The sequence below is a fragment of the Pseudomonas silesiensis genome (assembly GCF_001661075.1).
Classification (GTDB): Bacteria; Pseudomonadota; Gammaproteobacteria; order Pseudomonadales; family Pseudomonadaceae; genus Aquipseudomonas; species Aquipseudomonas silesiensis.
Window position 1 is genome coordinate 6,395,567 of record NZ_CP014870.1, and the last position, 14,219, is coordinate 6,409,785.

The 14,219-nt window shown below is 61.9% G+C and carries 11 protein-coding genes; 5 read left to right on the forward strand and 6 right to left on the reverse strand.

Going from position 1 to position 14,219, the window contains the following annotated elements; translation table 11 throughout:
• Positions 1–44: 44 nt before the first annotated feature.
• The 6 genes from PMA3_RS28390 to pilG form a co-directional block, all read right to left on the reverse strand.
• The gene (locus PMA3_RS28390) at positions 45–500 is read right to left on the reverse strand and encodes a chemotaxis protein CheW (protein WP_064680242.1); all 456 of its coding nucleotides are present in this window, start codon (positions 498–500) and stop codon (positions 45–47) included.
• A complete protein-coding gene (locus PMA3_RS33365) occupies positions 493–6,414 on the reverse strand; it encodes an Hpt domain-containing protein (protein ID WP_237140677.1) in 5,922 nt (1,973 codons plus the stop codon). The genes PMA3_RS28390 and PMA3_RS33365 overlap by 8 nt, the downstream gene beginning before the upstream one ends.
• A gap of 49 nt (positions 6,415–6,463) precedes the next feature.
• Complete coding sequence (locus PMA3_RS28405; protein WP_064680243.1) at positions 6,464–8,521, reverse strand: methyl-accepting chemotaxis protein; 2,058 nt, start codon at positions 8,519–8,521, stop codon at positions 6,464–6,466.
• A 148-nt stretch (positions 8,522–8,669) separates the two neighbouring features.
• Positions 8,670–9,203 carry a chemotaxis protein CheW gene (locus PMA3_RS28410; RefSeq protein WP_064680244.1) on the reverse strand — a complete coding sequence of 178 codons (534 nt, stop codon included), beginning with the start codon at positions 9,201–9,203 and terminating at the stop codon, positions 8,670–8,672.
• Positions 9,204–9,213: 10 nt separating this feature from the next.
• Entirely contained in the window at positions 9,214–9,579 is a 366-nt protein-coding gene (gene pilH, locus PMA3_RS28415) for a twitching motility response regulator PilH (RefSeq protein ID WP_007897961.1), read from the reverse strand.
• A 56-nt stretch (positions 9,580–9,635) separates the two neighbouring features.
• Positions 9,636–10,040: a twitching motility response regulator PilG gene (gene pilG, locus PMA3_RS28420; RefSeq protein WP_064680823.1), complete on the reverse strand. Its 405-nt coding sequence runs from the start codon at positions 10,038–10,040 to the stop codon at positions 9,636–9,638.
• A 364-nt stretch (positions 10,041–10,404) separates the two neighbouring features.
• On the opposite strand from pilG, the gene gshB reads away from it, so the two are divergent.
• From gshB to pyrR, 5 genes are all read left to right on the forward strand, one after another.
• Positions 10,405–11,376 (forward strand): glutathione synthase, encoded by a 972-nt coding sequence (gene gshB, locus PMA3_RS28425; RefSeq protein WP_064680245.1) that lies wholly within the window; start codon positions 10,405–10,407, stop codon positions 11,374–11,376.
• A gap of 106 nt (positions 11,377–11,482) precedes the next feature.
• A complete protein-coding gene (locus tag PMA3_RS28430) occupies positions 11,483–12,382 on the forward strand; it encodes an energy transducer TonB (RefSeq protein WP_064680246.1) in 900 nt (299 codons plus the stop codon).
• Between the two features lie 194 nt (positions 12,383–12,576).
• Complete coding sequence (locus tag PMA3_RS28435) at positions 12,577–13,149, forward strand: YqgE/AlgH family protein (protein ID WP_064680247.1); 573 nt, start codon at positions 12,577–12,579, stop codon at positions 13,147–13,149.
• On the forward strand, positions 13,149–13,586 hold the full coding sequence (ruvX, locus tag PMA3_RS28440) for a Holliday junction resolvase RuvX (RefSeq protein WP_005792259.1): 438 nt from the start codon (positions 13,149–13,151) through the stop codon (positions 13,584–13,586). The genes PMA3_RS28435 and ruvX overlap by 1 nt, the downstream gene beginning before the upstream one ends.
• Positions 13,587–13,691: 105 nt before the next feature.
• A complete protein-coding gene (gene pyrR / locus PMA3_RS28445; RefSeq protein WP_064680248.1) occupies positions 13,692–14,195 on the forward strand; it encodes a bifunctional pyr operon transcriptional regulator/uracil phosphoribosyltransferase PyrR in 504 nt (167 codons plus the stop codon).
• Positions 14,196–14,219 lie beyond the last annotated feature (24 nt).

Genomic DNA, 14,219 nt, shown 5'->3' on the forward strand with positions numbered 1-14,219 from the left:
GTTGAAGGCCGCCTTCGCTGCGGTGCGGCAGCGAAGGCGTCCGGTCATATGAGCCCGGCACTCACCAACAACGCCTCCAGCGCCAACAAATCCGGCACCTTCGCCACCTGATCCCCCACCTGCACCGCCGCCTGTTCCAGGGAACACAACGGCACATCCACATAGCTCAATTGACTGTCGAGCTTGTACGAGCGCGGAATCCCCTGCACCAGCAGCGCAATGAACTTCAACTCCGGCCGCCCGCCAAGGGCATTGAGGATGACAATCCGCGCCCGCTCACCAATGACGATCTTGTTGCCACACGCCGACTCGAAACTGAGCAATGGAATCTGCCGGTTACGCCACGCGACCCGCCCGAGATACCAGGGCGGCGTATCAAGATCCAAGGTCCCCGGCTGGTAGTCGATCAGCTCCGCAACGGCGACGTTGGGCAAGATCAGGTGACGGTCGGCCAGGGGCAACAGCAGTCCGGTGAGGTTGCTGGTGCGGTGCTCAAGCATGGGTCTTGCTCCACAGGGCGATGCTTTCGAGCAGTACCGATTCCTGGTACGGCTTGCCGAGGTAGTCGTTGACGCCGATGGCCATGGCGCGGTCGCGGTGTTTCTGGCCGGTGCGCGAGGTGATCATGATGATCGGCAGGTGCTGCAAGCGTTCGTCCGCGCGCACCCGGGTCGCAACTTCGAAGCCGTCCATGCGCGGCATTTCGATGTCCAGCAGCATCAGGTCCGGCTGGTGTTCTTCGAGCAACAGCATGGCGTCGACGCCGTCCTTGGCGGTCAGCACGTTCATGCCGTGGCGTTCGAGCAAACGGCTGGTGACCTTGCGCACAGTGACCGAATCGTCGACCACCAGCACCAGCAACGGCTTGTGCGGTTCGGGTTCCGTGTCCTGAGCCAGTGGTCGTGGCGGCACACGCGCCTGCATGGCGCGGATCGGTGCCAGCAGATCGACAATCAGCACCACCCGGCCATCCCCCAGGATCGTTGCCCCGGACAAACCCTGTACCGCTGCGAACTGCGGACCGAGACTCTTTACCACGATCTCGCGAGTGCCGGCCATGGCATCGACCTGCACGGCAATGTGTCGCTCGTTGCACTGCACCAGCAACACCGGCAGCGGCAGGCTCTGGCCCAGCAGCTTCGGCCGGCTGGTGGTCTTGAGCAATTCACCGAGGTAGCGCAGCTCGTAGTGTTGCCCGGCGTATTTGTAGGTCGGCGGATCGAGCCGGTAATGCCCTTCCAGTTCGTTGGGCAACACGCGCACGATACCGTCGATGGTATTCAGCGGGATCGCATATTGATCCTCCCCGCACTGCACCATCAGCGCCCGGTTGACCGATACGGTGAACGGCAAGCGAATGCGAAAGTGCACGCCCTGCCCCGGCACGGAGTCGATGCTCATCGTGCCGCCAAGTTGCCGGACTTCTTCGTGAACCACGTCCATGCCGACGCCCCGCCCGGAAATCTGGGTGATTTTCTCTGCGGTGGAGAACCCCGGCTGCAGGATGAATTGCAGCACGTCGCGGTCGCTGATGTCGCTGTCCGGCGCCAGCAGGCCGCGCTTGATCGCCTTGCGCCGGACCGCGTCCAGCGGCACACCGGCACCGTCGTCGCGGATGTCGAAAATGATGTCGCCGCCCTCTCGCGACAGGTCGAGGGTGACCCGTCCCTGAGCCGGTTTACCCGCCGCGATACGCACCTCGGCGGACTCCAGACCGTGGTCCACGGCATTGCGCAGCATGTGCTCCAGCGGCGGCGCCATGCGTTCGAGCACGTTGCGGTCCATCTCGCCTTCAGGGTTGCCGACGACGAACTCCACGTCTTTGCCCAGTTCGCTGGAGACTTGACGGACGATGCGTTTCAAGCGCGGCAGCATGCGCTCGAACGGCACCATGCGCGTACGCATCAGGCCTTCCTGCAGTTCGGTGTTGATGCGGCCCTGCTGTTGCAGCAGGTTGTCCGCGTCCTGATTGCGCCGGTCGAGCGTTTCCTTGAGGTCGAGCAGGTCGGAGGCGGATTCGAACAGCGCACGCGACAGTTGCTGCAACTGCGAATGACGGTCCATTTCCAGCGGATCGAATTCTTCGTAGCCCAGGCGTTCGGCGTCGACCTGCTGACGGCTGAGAATCCGCCCCTGGGTTTCGGTATCGAGGCGGCGCAACTGGTCGCGCATGCGCTCGATCGTGGTTTCCATCTCGCTCAAGGCCACGCGCGCATCGTTGACCTGTTGCTCGATCCGGCCCCGGAAGATCGACGTTTCGCCGGCCAGGTTGACCAGGTCGTCGAGCAGTTCCGCCGAGACCTTGACCATGTCGGCGCCGGCCTCTGGCGGCAGCGCGACGGGCTCGGGCTTGGGCGTTGCGAGTGCTGCAACCGACGCTTCAGGCACGGCTGGGTGGCTGAAATTCCTGATCGCGTCGATCAGTTGATCGGCCGCGGGCAACGGGGTCCCGGCGCGAGTTGCGTCGAGCATTTGCGCCAGGCGGTCATGGCTGCTCTGCAGCAGCGCGAACAAGGCGGGGGTGGGTTGCAGCACGCCAGTGGACAGGCCTTCGTAGAGAAATTCCAGCTCATGGGCGAGGTCGCCGATCGGGACGATCTCCACCATCCGCGCGCCACCCTTGAGGGTGTGCAGGTCGCGCAACAGGGTTTCCACTTCCTGATGATGGGTCGGTTCGGCTTGCCAGCGCGCCAATGCCGCGCCAGAGTTTTCAATGATGTCGAAACCTTCCTCGAGGAAGATGTCCTGCAGCTCGGGGTCATGGGCGGCCGAATCATTCGCCGGCTCGGGCTCGACCCGCTCGAGGGTACTGACATTGTCCTGACGGAATTGGCGTATGAGGTCGATCAGTTCGCCCGGATCGGCCAATGGCTGCTGGTTTTGTAATTGTTCAAGCATCGCTGCGAGCCGGTCATGGCTGTGTTGCAGCAGTTGCGCCAACACGTCGCCATGACTGAAACGGCGATCGACCAGGCCTTGGTAAAGGTTTTCCAGCTCGTGGGCCAGGTCTCCGACGGGCTCGACTTCGGCCATTCGCGCACCGCCCTTTAGGGTGTGCAGGTCTCGCTGCAGGGACAACAGCGGCGCGGCGTTGTCCGGGTCGCCCAGCCAGCGCTGCAGGGCCTGGCCGGCGCTTTCGAGGATGTCCACCGCTTCTTCGAGGAAGATGGCGACGATCTCATCGTCCAGCTCGACTCCGCGACCCCCTGTAGGAGCTGGCTTGCCAGCGAAGGTCTCAAAGGCACCGCGTTTATCCACTAAAAACGCGTCATCGTTAACGCCACGATCCCCTGTAGGAGCTGGCTTGCCAGCGAAAGGCTCACAGTCGCCGCGTTTGTCCATTAAAAACGCGTCATCGTTAACGCCACGATCCCCTGTAGGAGCTGGCTTGCCAGCGAAGGACTCACAGTCGCCGCGTTTATCCATTAAAAACGCGTCATCGTTAACGCCACGATCCCCTGTAGGAGCTGGCTTTCCAGCTCCTACAGGGGTCTGTGCCAGTTCAGCCGTGACGCTGCCGAGCTCGCGAATGCTCAGGGTCCGGCTGCCGTCGCTACGGATCAGGCCCATGGCCGAGGGATCGAGGCTCTCATCGAGCAAGCCGCGCAAGGCCTGGATCCGCTCTGGCTGCGGGCTGACTTCCTGGCCCGCGGCCAGCTCGTCGAGCATGTTGATCAGCGCTTCGTGGGCACTTTGTGCCTCGTGAAAAAACCGCTCACTGACCGCCAGGCTGCTTTCCTCCACCGCACCGTAGAGGTCGAGCAAGGCTTCGCAGAGTTCATCCACCGGGTGCAGATCGGCCAGGTGCGCGCCTTCCCCCAGGGTGGTCAATTCGTCCAGCAGTGCGCTGAGTTCCTGGCGCTCGCCGGGATGTTGCTGCCAACGCCGCAACAGGCTTTCGGCGTCCAGCAGAATGTCCATGCCCTGGGCGAGAAAGTTGTTGATCAATTGCGGATCACGCTTGATGCGCAGCCTGGTATTGGGTGCGCTCGACAGGCTTTGCAGACGCTCGGCCAGCAACGCCTGGGTGCGCTCGATCAATGAGGAGGCTCCGGCAATCCCGGCCAATGGATTGCGCTTGAGTTGCCGCAGCCCGAGACGGAACAATCCTTCAGCCTCCCGCAACAGCTCGATTTCATCCAGATCCAGCGCGAGCAGGTGTGCCTTGTACTCCCTGGTCAGTTGATCCAGCGGCGCCGCCAGCTCGGCAATCGGCAAAACGCCGGCCATCGAGGCACTACCCTTGAGGGTGTGCAAGGCCCGCTGCAACTCATCGCTGGCCTGCAGCGGCAGCTGCTCGGCGGCCCGATCGAGAAAGCGGTTGAGGCTGCCCAAATGGGTTTGCGCTTCGTTGCGGAAAATCTCCAGCAACACCGGATCAAGGGCCGCAACCTCCTGCGTGATCTCATCCGCCGGTGGTTCATCGCCCTTGACCGGTGCTTGGGCAGGCGCGGCCAACTGATCGAAATCGTTGCGATGGCGCTGCTCCAGGACCTCGGCGGTTTCGTCGAGGAACACTTCCCGCCGCTCTTCATCCACCCGCTCTTCGCCGACCGGCGGCGGCAACAGGCTGCCGGGGGTGGTCAAGGCAGGCGGGTTGACGGCAGATACGGGACTGGCCAGCACATCGGCCAGGGTCTGCAGGATGGCAGGATCGTCCAGTTCCTGATGATCGCGCATGAGCCGTGCCTGCGTCGGGCTGAGCACCTCTTCGAGCACCGGCACCTGTTGCTCGCTGGGGAAAAAGCCGAGGGAGGCCAGGCTTTTTTGCGCGACGTCGAGCAGGTGTTCGCCCGGCGCCTCCGGGTCGTCGCCAAGGCGCTCCAGGTAGTAATCGATGCTGGTCATGACGTCAGCCAGGCTGTCGAGATCCTGCCATCCAGGGTGACCCGGATCCAGCAACAAATGCTCGTGGATAAACTGGTTGCAGGTTTCGATCAGGCTCGCCGCGCGGCTCAATCGAATCATCGCCAGCGCGCCGCGAACCTGGGTCAGCAAGGCTGGCAATGCCTGCAGGTGCTGGCGATCCCAATCGGCGTCGATGTAGTCGACGATCATGTCCTTGGCCTGTTGCAGGCAAATGCGCGCTTCCTTGATCACGATCTGGTGGATCTGCGTCAAATCGGTGGTCGGCAGGCGGCTTTCTTCCTGGCTTTGCGGCTCGACGGTGCCGACCATGCCGGCCAGGGTCGCTTCGACGTAGAGCAAGGCGCCGGCGACGTCCATCAGGATCGCGTCATTGGGCTCACGCTGGCCTTGGGCAAGGCTCAGCACCACCGCCAACTGATCGATGATGACCTTGCGTGGCTGGCCGAAACCAAGCACCGCCAGGGTGTCGGCGATTTGCCGCAGCGGCGCCAGCAAGCTGTCGAGGTCCGAGGTGTGCTGGCGGTCGCTGCGCACAAACAGGTCGAGGCGCTCCTTGACCCGCACCAGTTCTTCGCACAACGCCGCCAACACCGAGCGCATGGCGTCGCGGTCGGGGCCGGCCAGCCGTGCCCGTTCTTCTTCGACCATTGCACTGTCAGGCAGCGCATCGTCCAGTCCGTAGCGATCTTTCATGGTCAGCATCTGCCCGGTGGGATGTTCGGTCTTGGCAATGTAAAACAGCAAACGCTTGAGCAACGCCGGCGGTGCCGGCTGATTGATGCCGGGCATGCCTTGTTCAAGCAGGCGTTTGAGCTCCAGGTCGGTCTCCTTGAACAGGCTACGCAAGGCCGGGCTGTTGGCAATCACCCCGGCGCGCATGCCTTCGACCAGCGCCGAAGCGACTTGCCACAACGGCCCCAGGGGCGCAGCGCCACACAGCCCTTCCAGACGCGAAAACACCTTGGTCAGATACCCGAGAACAGTCTCGTCATCCTGCTCGCGCAGCAATCCGGTCAGGGCCATCTGCAACATCTGCCGCAGCTTGCGTAGCACATCAGGTAAATCCGCCGGTTCCAGCAAGGCCAGAGCCTCTTCATCCAATGGCGGCAGGTCCGGCAATTGCGCAAGGAACAGACTGGTTTCCGATAACAGGCTTTCGCCTCGGGCGCCACGCAGATCGTTGATCAGCGGCAACATCACCAGCGGCAGGTCCCGACGGGCGCCCTGCACCCGGTCGAGGTAGATCGGCAGTTGCCCGAGGGCCTGCAGCAACAGATGGATCGCCTCATCGCGATGGCCGACGCGGTTATGCAACAGGGCACTGGTCAATTGCTCCATTTCTTCGGCGAACAGCGCCGCGCCGTAGAACTCGACCATCCGCAAGCTGCCATGAACCTGATGGATGCAGGCCAGGCATTCGCTCAGGGCGTGCGTCGCCTGCGGATCATCCAGCAAGGTCACGATCGCCTGATGCGCCACTTTCAACGTTTCGGCAATCTCGCCCTTGACCCACTCGAGGGCCACATAGTCGTGCCGATCACCCATAACCACTCCACTTTGCACCCCAATCAGGAATCAAATGCCCCAGGGCCCTTCACACTTTATCAGCAGGCTGCGTCCTGGTGGCCGGCAAGGTGAAACCGGATACCGAACGCCGCAACTGACTGGCCATTTTCGCCAGGTTGCCGATGCTTTCGGCGGTGGCCGTGGAGCCGGACGACGTCTGCGTGGTGATCTGCTGGATCACGTTCATCGTCAGGGAAATCTGCCCGGCCGAAGAGGTCTGTTGCTGCGCCGCGTTGGAAATACTCTGGATCAGCGCCGCAAGGGTCTTCGACACCCCTTCGATTTCTTCCAGGGCCACGCCGGCATCCTGCGCCAGACGCGCGCCACGCACCACTTCGGTGGTGGTCTGTTCCATGGAAATCACGGCTTCGTTAGTGTCCGCCTGGATCGCTCGCACCAGGGTTTCGATCTGGCGGGTCGCGGCGGACGAACGCTCGGCCAATCGTTGCACTTCATCAGCCACCACTGCAAAACCGCGCCCGGCGTCACCCGCCATGGACGCCTGGATCGCCGCATTCAGGGCGAGGATGTTGGTCTGGTCGGCAATGTCATCGATCAGGCTGACTATATCGCCGATTTCCTGGGAAGACTCACCTAGTCGCTTGATGCGCTTAGCGGTGTCCTGGATCTGTTCGCGAATGTTGTCCATGCCGTGGATGGTGTTGTGCACCACCTCGTTGCCCTTGTTGGCGATCTCCACCGAACGCTCGGCCACCGCCGAGGATTCGGCCGCGTTGGCAGAGACCTGGTCGATGGACTCGGCCATGTCATTAATCGCCGTGGACGCTTCGGCAATCTGCTGGGCCTGATGCTCCGAGGCCTGAGCCAGGCGCATGGCGGTGGCCTGGGTTTCCTGCACGGCGGCGGCAACCTGGCCGGCCGTGAGGTTGATCGTCGCCACCAGGTCCCGCAATTGATCGACCGAGTAGTTGATCGAGTCTGCGATGGTCCCGGTAAAGTCTTCGGTCACCGTAGCGGTCACGGTCAGGTCGCCGTCGGCCAGGTCTTCGATTTCATCCAGTAGCCGCATGATGGCGGTCTGATTGCGCTCGTTCTTCTCGGCAGTCTCGCGCAGCTGACGATTGGTTTCGCGCACCATCACCAGCCCGATGAGGATGATCGACATCAGTGCCGCCAGGCCCAGTACATAGCCGCCAATGGTGTCGGTGTTGCGCCCGCCGGCGAGGTTTTCGAACCCGGTGGCCAGGAGCGAGGCTTCGTCGAGCAGGGTTTGCGACAAGGTAAAAATGTTGCTGGCCGACTCCCGGACCTTGAACAGCTCTGGCGAGGTTTCGAGGATTTCGTCCACTGAACCGGAGACGAACTGGAATAGCTCGGAAATCTCGATCAACCGGGCGCGGGCATCGCGGTCTTCTACCTGGCTCACCTTCAGCGCGGGGTTGCCGTGAAGCATGCCGGTCAGCACCTGGCCGAATCGCGCGGCGTCGCGACCGAACGCGTCGGCGGCCTGTTGCGAGTTTTCGTCTCCGGAGAGCACGGTGTTCACCGCGCCGAGGATACGTTCAGCCAGCAGGGTCTGCCGCTGGGCCATCGCCACCTGAGCGGCCGGCGCACCGCGTAGCAGGAGGATTTCGACCACCTTTTCGTATTCGACCTGCAGCTGCGGCACGGTTTCGGCCAGGGTGGCGGCGACCTGATGCAGGGATAGCACGGTCTGTTCGCTTGCGAGGATCGTGTCGGTGTTTTTCAGCAGGCGCTCCCAATCCAGCTGCACGGCGCGCATTTCCGGGCGCACGGTGGATGGCGCCGGCGGCAGGCCGGTGGAAGGGTCGCCATTCTTCAAATAGCCCCAACGCCGGGCAAAATCATTGCGCGCGTCGCTGAGCAGCTTGAACGCCGCCGCCTTGCCCGCCGCCGCTTCAGTGGCATTCTTGGCAATGCGCTGGGACAGCACGCGCAGCTCGCCGGCGTGGCCGATGTACTGCTTGTCGTACGTGGCCTGGGTATTGAGGTAAGCAAAGTGGGCGAACAGCAGCATAATGAAGACGATCAGCGCGATGAACAACGCGATGATCTGCGAGCGGCTGCGCGACGCTTCGGGCTTGGCTGTTTTTGCTTTTGTCATCGGTTCTCGCCTTTAACCACCTTTAGAACCCACCGAAGATCCCTTGTGGGAGCGAGCCTGCTCGCGATGAACCTGAGAACACCGCGGGGTGTCAGGCTTGCAGCGTTATCGTTGACGACCATCGCGAGCAAGCTCGCTCCTACAGGGGTCAAACGGCGACGTTCAGGAAACTTTGCGACTGCACCAACGCAAACGGGCTGAACACCTGCCAGCTCTGCTCGCGTTGGAATTGGCCGGTGACGAACGCCGAAACAGGCCCGTGCTCATTGTCCACTGGCTCCAGGCTGTCCTGGGCGAAGTGTTGCAAGCCGAAGACCTCATCGACCAGCAACCCGGCGAACATATCGCCATGCTCGACCACCAGCACCCGCCGCTGCTTGCGCAGAGGCGACAGTTCATGACCGAAGAAGCCACACAAATCCATGATCGGCAGCAATCGTCCGCGCAAGTTGGCGACGCCCTTGACCCAGGGCTTCACGCCCGGCAGCTGAGTGCACCGCGGCTCGTGCAACACTTCGCTGACTTCGCCCATGGGCGCGACGTACCAGCGCTCGCCCAGGCGAAAACCGATACCGCTCCAGCTGTCCTGTCGGAACGGCTGGGACGGCAGATCCGCCGCCAGCAGACGACAACGCCGATCGATCTGCAGCAGCAGCTCGAAGGCGGTCAGCGACTCGGTCATGGCCGGACTATCAACCGGCCAGCACGTTGTTCAGGGTCTTGATCAGGGTGTCTTCGTCGACCGGCTTGGTCAGGTAATCCTTGGCCCCCTGGCGCGTGCCCCAGACTTTGTCGGTTTCCTGATCCTTGGTGGTGATGATGATCACTGGAATGTGTCCGGTTTCCGGGTCTTTGGTCAGCTGACGGGTTGCCTGAAAACCGTTGAGGCCGGGCATGACGATATCCATCAGCACCGCGTCGGGTTTTTCCTGGCGGGCCAGGGCCACGCCGTCGGCGCCGTTTTCGGCTTTCAACACTTCATGACCGTGCTTTTCCAGCATGCCGGTCAGTTTGTACATTTCGGTCGGCGAATCATCGACGATCAGAATACGTGCCATGGTCTTCCCCATTCTTGTCGACACCGGGCCCGCTGGCCGAGCGTCACTGTGGTGTCTTACTGCGGCAAAACGGCGGCGAAGCCCGGTACATGGGCCTGGATCGCGTTCAGCAGTTCTTCCTTGCTGAAAGGTTTGGTCAAAAACTGGTCGGAGCCGACGATGCGCCCCTTGGCCTTGTCGAACAGCCCGTCCTTGGACGACAGCATGATGACGGGTGTGGACTTGAACGCGCTGTTGTTCTTGATCAAGGCGCAGGTCTGATAACCATCCAGACGCGGCATCATGATGTCGACGAAGATGATGCCGGGGTGATTGTCGGCAATCTTGGCCAGGGCATCAAAACCATCGATGGCCGTGATGACCTCACAACCGGCGTTTTTCAACAGCGTTTCGGCGGTGCGGCGAATCGTCTTCGAATCGTCGATCACCATGACCTTCAAGGCGCTGGAATGCTGTTCCATAAATGCTCTACCGTCGCCTTTGCGAATCAAATTGTCCATTTGCGCCAACCGCAGGCTTCAAACCCTTGATGCTCAAGGCCCAGCACGATATGGCAGCCTTTTTAGCACAGTCTCCAAATCCAATCTATCGGGCGACTGGCGCGGCGGTTTTTCCTTGACCCGGAACCCACTCGGCGCCACTCTGACGCCACTTTTATACGGTCCTGTGGATTGATCTTTGTAGGAGCGAGGCTTGCCCGCGAAGCAGGCGGCACGGTTTTGCAGGCACACCGCGTCATCGTTCTTCGCGGGCAAGTCGGATCGCCGCACCGCTCGCTCCTACAAGAGGATCGGCATAGCCCCCCAAATCTTCGAGGAAACACCCATGAGCGTTCGCGTCGGGATTGTCATGGATCCCATTGCCAGCATCTCCTACAAGAAGGATAGCTCGCTGGCCATGCTGTTGGCTGCGCAGAAGCGCGGCTGGGAACTGTTCTATATGGAACAGCGGGATTTGTACCAGGCCGAAGGCGAAGCGCGGGCGCGGATGCGCCCGCTGAAAGTCTTCGCCAACCCGGAAAAATGGTTCGAACTGGACGCCGAGCAGGATTCGCTGCTGAGCGATCTGGACGTGATCCTGATGCGCAAGGACCCGCCGTTCGACATGGAGTTCGTCTACTCCACGTACCTGCTTGAGCAGGCCGAGCGCGCTGGCGTCCTGGTGGTCAACAAACCGCAGAGCTTGCGCGACTGCAACGAAAAACTGTTCGCCACGCTGTTCCCGCAGTGCACGCCGCCGACCATCGTCAGTCGTCGCCCGGACGTATTGCGTGAGTTCGCCGATCACCACGGCGATGTGATCCTCAAGCCGCTGGACGGCATGGGCGGTTCGTCGATCTTCCGTCACACCGCCGGCCACCCGAACCTGTCGGTGATCCTCGAAACCCTGACCCTGCATGGCAACCAGCAGATCATGATCCAGGGTTACCTGCCGGCCATCGTCGATGGCGACAAGCGCATCCTGATGATTGACGGCGAACCGGTGGATTACTGCCTGGCGCGAATCCCGGCGGCGGGCGAAACCCGGGGCAACCTGGCCGCCGGTGGGCGTGGCGAAGCGCGTCCGCTGACCGAAAAAGATCGCTGGATCGCCGCGCAAGTCGGCCCGACCCTGCGCGAAAAAGGCCTGCTGTTCGTCGGCCTGGATGTGATCGGCGAGCACCTGACGGAAATCAACGTCACCAGCCCGACCTGCATTCGCGAGATTGATAACGCGTTCGGCACCGACATCGGTGGCCTGCTGATGGATGCCATTGCGAAGAAGCTGCAAGCTGCAAGCCTCAAGCCGCAAGTTTGAAGCAAGCGGTCTACAGTTTGTCGCTCGAAGCTCGTCGCTTGAAGCTACAAACCAACATTGCGTTATCATGCCGTGCCCGTAAAAACGCGATGTTGGTTTTTTTGTCATGACGCTTCCGTCCGATCTGCCCGCTGAACTCGCCCATCGTGGTGTGCGCCCGGCCGATCGCCTCGGTTTTACCCTGTTCCTTGCAGCGCTGATTCACCTGGCCTTGCTCCTGGGTGTCGGCTTTACGATGGTCGAACCCAAGCAGATCAGCAAAACCCTGGAAATCACCCTCGCCACCTTCAAAAGCGAAAAAAAGCCGGAAAAAGCCGATTTCCTTGCCCAGGAAAACCAGCAAGGCAGCGGCACCCTGGATAAAAAGGCGATTCCCAAGACCACCGAAGTCGCGCCGTTCCAGGACAACAAGGTGCAGAAAGTCACCCCACCGCCAGCGGCCAAGCCTGAAGTGCGCAAAGCCCCGCCCAAGGCAGCCGTGACGACCGTCGCGCCGAAGCCGAAAAAAGCCCCGGCGAAAACCGCAGAACCCAAGACCGACACCAAACCCAAGGTGGCGGCGCCGACGTTCGACAGTGAACAGCTGTCCAGCGACATCGCCAGCCTCGAAGAAGAACTGGCCAACGAACAACAGCTGTACGCCAAGCGCCCGCGCATCCACCGCCTGAGCGCCGCCTCGACCATGCGCGACAAGGGCGCCTGGTACAAGGACGAATGGCGCAAAAAGGTCGAGCGCATCGGCAACCTCAACTACCCGGACGAGGCCCGCCGCAAACAGATTTACGGCAATTTGCGCCTGATGGTCTCGATCAACCGCGACGGCTCGCTGTATGAAGTGCTGGTGCTTGAGTCTTCCGGGCAACCGTTGCTGGACCAGGCAGCGCAACGCATCGTGCGGCTTGCAGCGCCGTTCTCGCCGTTTACCGGGGACTTGTCGGACATCGACCGGCTGGAAATCATCCGCACCTGGAAGTTTGCCCGCGGCGACAGGCTCTCCAGCAACTGACCAGCGCAGAACCCCTGTAGGAGCGAGCTTGCTCACGATGGTCCTGAGAACACCGCGGGGTGTCAGGCGTTCAGCGTTATCGTTGACGACCATCGCGAGCAATCGAGCGTCGACCGGCTGCTCCTACAGATTTACGGTATTTCCTGTGCATCCCCGGCTTGTCAGTTCGCCCCTCCAACGCCACACTAGCGCTCATGAAGAACGTCAGCCCCAGTTACCTCAAGCATCACTTCCTGATCGCCATGCCTCACATGGCCGACCCGAACTTTGCGCACACCTTGACCTACATCGTCGAGCACACGGCCAATGGTGCCATGGGGCTGGTGGTCAACCGTCCGCAAGACCTCAACCTGGCCGATATCCTCGAGCAACTGCGCCCCGACATCGAGCCCCCGGCCCTCTGCCAGCATGTGCCGATCTTTATCGGCGGGCCGGTGCAGACCGATCGCGGCTTTGTCCTGCATCCGTCGGGAAAAACCTTTCAGGCGACCGTTGATCTGGAAGGCGAGCTGTCTCTGTCGACCTCCCAGGACGTGCTGTTCGCCATCGCCGACGGCGTCGGTCCCGCGAAAAGCGTGATCACCCTGGGCTACGCCGGTTGGGAAGCCGGGCAACTGGAAGCCGAACTGGCCGCCAATGCCTGGCTGACCTGCCCGTTCGACGCCGACATCCTGTTCAATACCAGCAGTGAATTGCGCCTGGAAGCGGCGGCCAAACATCTGGGCGTCAATCTCAGCCTGCTGACCAGCCAGGCGGGGCACGCCTGATGGCCCTGCGGTTGATTCTGGGTTTTGACTATGGCACCAAACAGATCGGCGTCGCGGTCGGCCAGGTGATTACCGGCCAGGCCCGCGAGCTGTGCACACTGAAGGCACAGAACGGCATCCCCGACTGGAACCAGGTCGAAGCGCTGATCAAGGAGTGGAAACCCGATGCCGTCGTAGTCGGGCTGCCATTGAACATGGACGGCACGCCGAGCGACATGTGCCTGCGCGCGGAAAAATTCGCCCGGCGCCTGAACGGCCGCTACAACCTGCCCTTCTATACCCACGACGAACGCCTGACCACCTTCGAAGCCAAGGGGGAGCGGCGTGATCGCGGCGGGCAAAAGGGCAGTTACCGCGACAACCCTGTCGACGCCATCGCGGCCGCCCTGTTGCTGCAAGGCTGGCTCGACGAAAACACCGCGCTGTTCGAATCCTGACTGCAACACATCCTGATGAGCCGCTGCGCGTCTCTTTTAGCTACAACCCGAGCCCGACCAAGCGCTATCCCAAAAGCCGGGTTCGGGCCGAAGAAGGAGCAAACCATGAGCCTGCCTAATCCCGGCGAACTGATCAGCCAGATGGCGATACGCCTCAAGGACCATCTGGAACACCGTGGCATCGTCGAACCGCGTTACATCGGCATTCGCACCGGCGGCATCTGGGTCGCCCAGGCGCTGCTCGATGAACTGGGCAGCGATTCACCCTTGGGCACGCTGGACGTTTCCTTCTACCGGGACGACTTCAGCCAGAACGGCCTGCACCCGCAAGTGCGCCCGTCTGCCCTGCCGTTCGAGATCGAAGGCCAGCATCTGGTGCTGATCGACGACGTGCTGATGAGTGGCCGAACCATCCGCGCCGCCCTGAACGAACTTTTCGACTACGGCCGCCCGGCGAGCGTGACCTTGGTCTGCCTGCTGGATCTGGACGCTGGCGAGTTGCCGATTCGCCCGGATGTGGTGGGCGCGACCCTGTCGCTGGCCGCCCACGAGCGGGTGAAGCTGTCCGGTCCGGAACTCAAGCTCGAACTGCAAGACCTCGCCTTTTAATTTGCCCTATTGAGAGTCCCCCTC

Excerpts from the sequence above, each read along its gene's own strand:
- PMA3_RS33365 (WP_237140677.1), bottom strand. The coding sequence starts at position 6,414 with ATGGGTGATCGGCACGACTATGTGGCCCTCGAGTGGGTCAAGGGCGAG.
- gshB (WP_064680245.1), top strand. The coding sequence starts at position 10,405 with ATGAGCGTTCGCGTCGGGATTGTCATGGATCCCATTGCCAGCATCTCC.
- PMA3_RS28405 (WP_064680243.1), bottom strand. The coding sequence starts at position 8,521 with ATGACAAAAGCAAAAACAGCCAAGCCCGAAGCGTCGCGCAGCCGCTCG.
- PMA3_RS28390 (WP_064680242.1), bottom strand. The coding sequence starts at position 500 with ATGCTTGAGCACCGCACCAGCAACCTCACCGGACTGCTGTTGCCCCTG.
- pyrR (WP_064680248.1), top strand. The coding sequence starts at position 13,692 with ATGAGCCTGCCTAATCCCGGCGAACTGATCAGCCAGATGGCGATACGC.
- pilG (WP_064680823.1), bottom strand. The coding sequence starts at position 10,040 with ATGGAACAGCATTCCAGCGCCTTGAAGGTCATGGTGATCGACGATTCG.
- PMA3_RS28435 (WP_064680247.1), top strand. The coding sequence starts at position 12,577 with ATGAAGAACGTCAGCCCCAGTTACCTCAAGCATCACTTCCTGATCGCC.
- pilH (WP_007897961.1), bottom strand. The coding sequence starts at position 9,579 with ATGGCACGTATTCTGATCGTCGATGATTCGCCGACCGAAATGTACAAA.
- PMA3_RS28430 (WP_064680246.1), top strand. The coding sequence starts at position 11,483 with ATGACGCTTCCGTCCGATCTGCCCGCTGAACTCGCCCATCGTGGTGTG.
- ruvX (WP_005792259.1), top strand. The coding sequence starts at position 13,149 with ATGGCCCTGCGGTTGATTCTGGGTTTTGACTATGGCACCAAACAGATC.
- PMA3_RS28410 (WP_064680244.1), bottom strand. The coding sequence starts at position 9,203 with ATGACCGAGTCGCTGACCGCCTTCGAGCTGCTGCTGCAGATCGATCGG.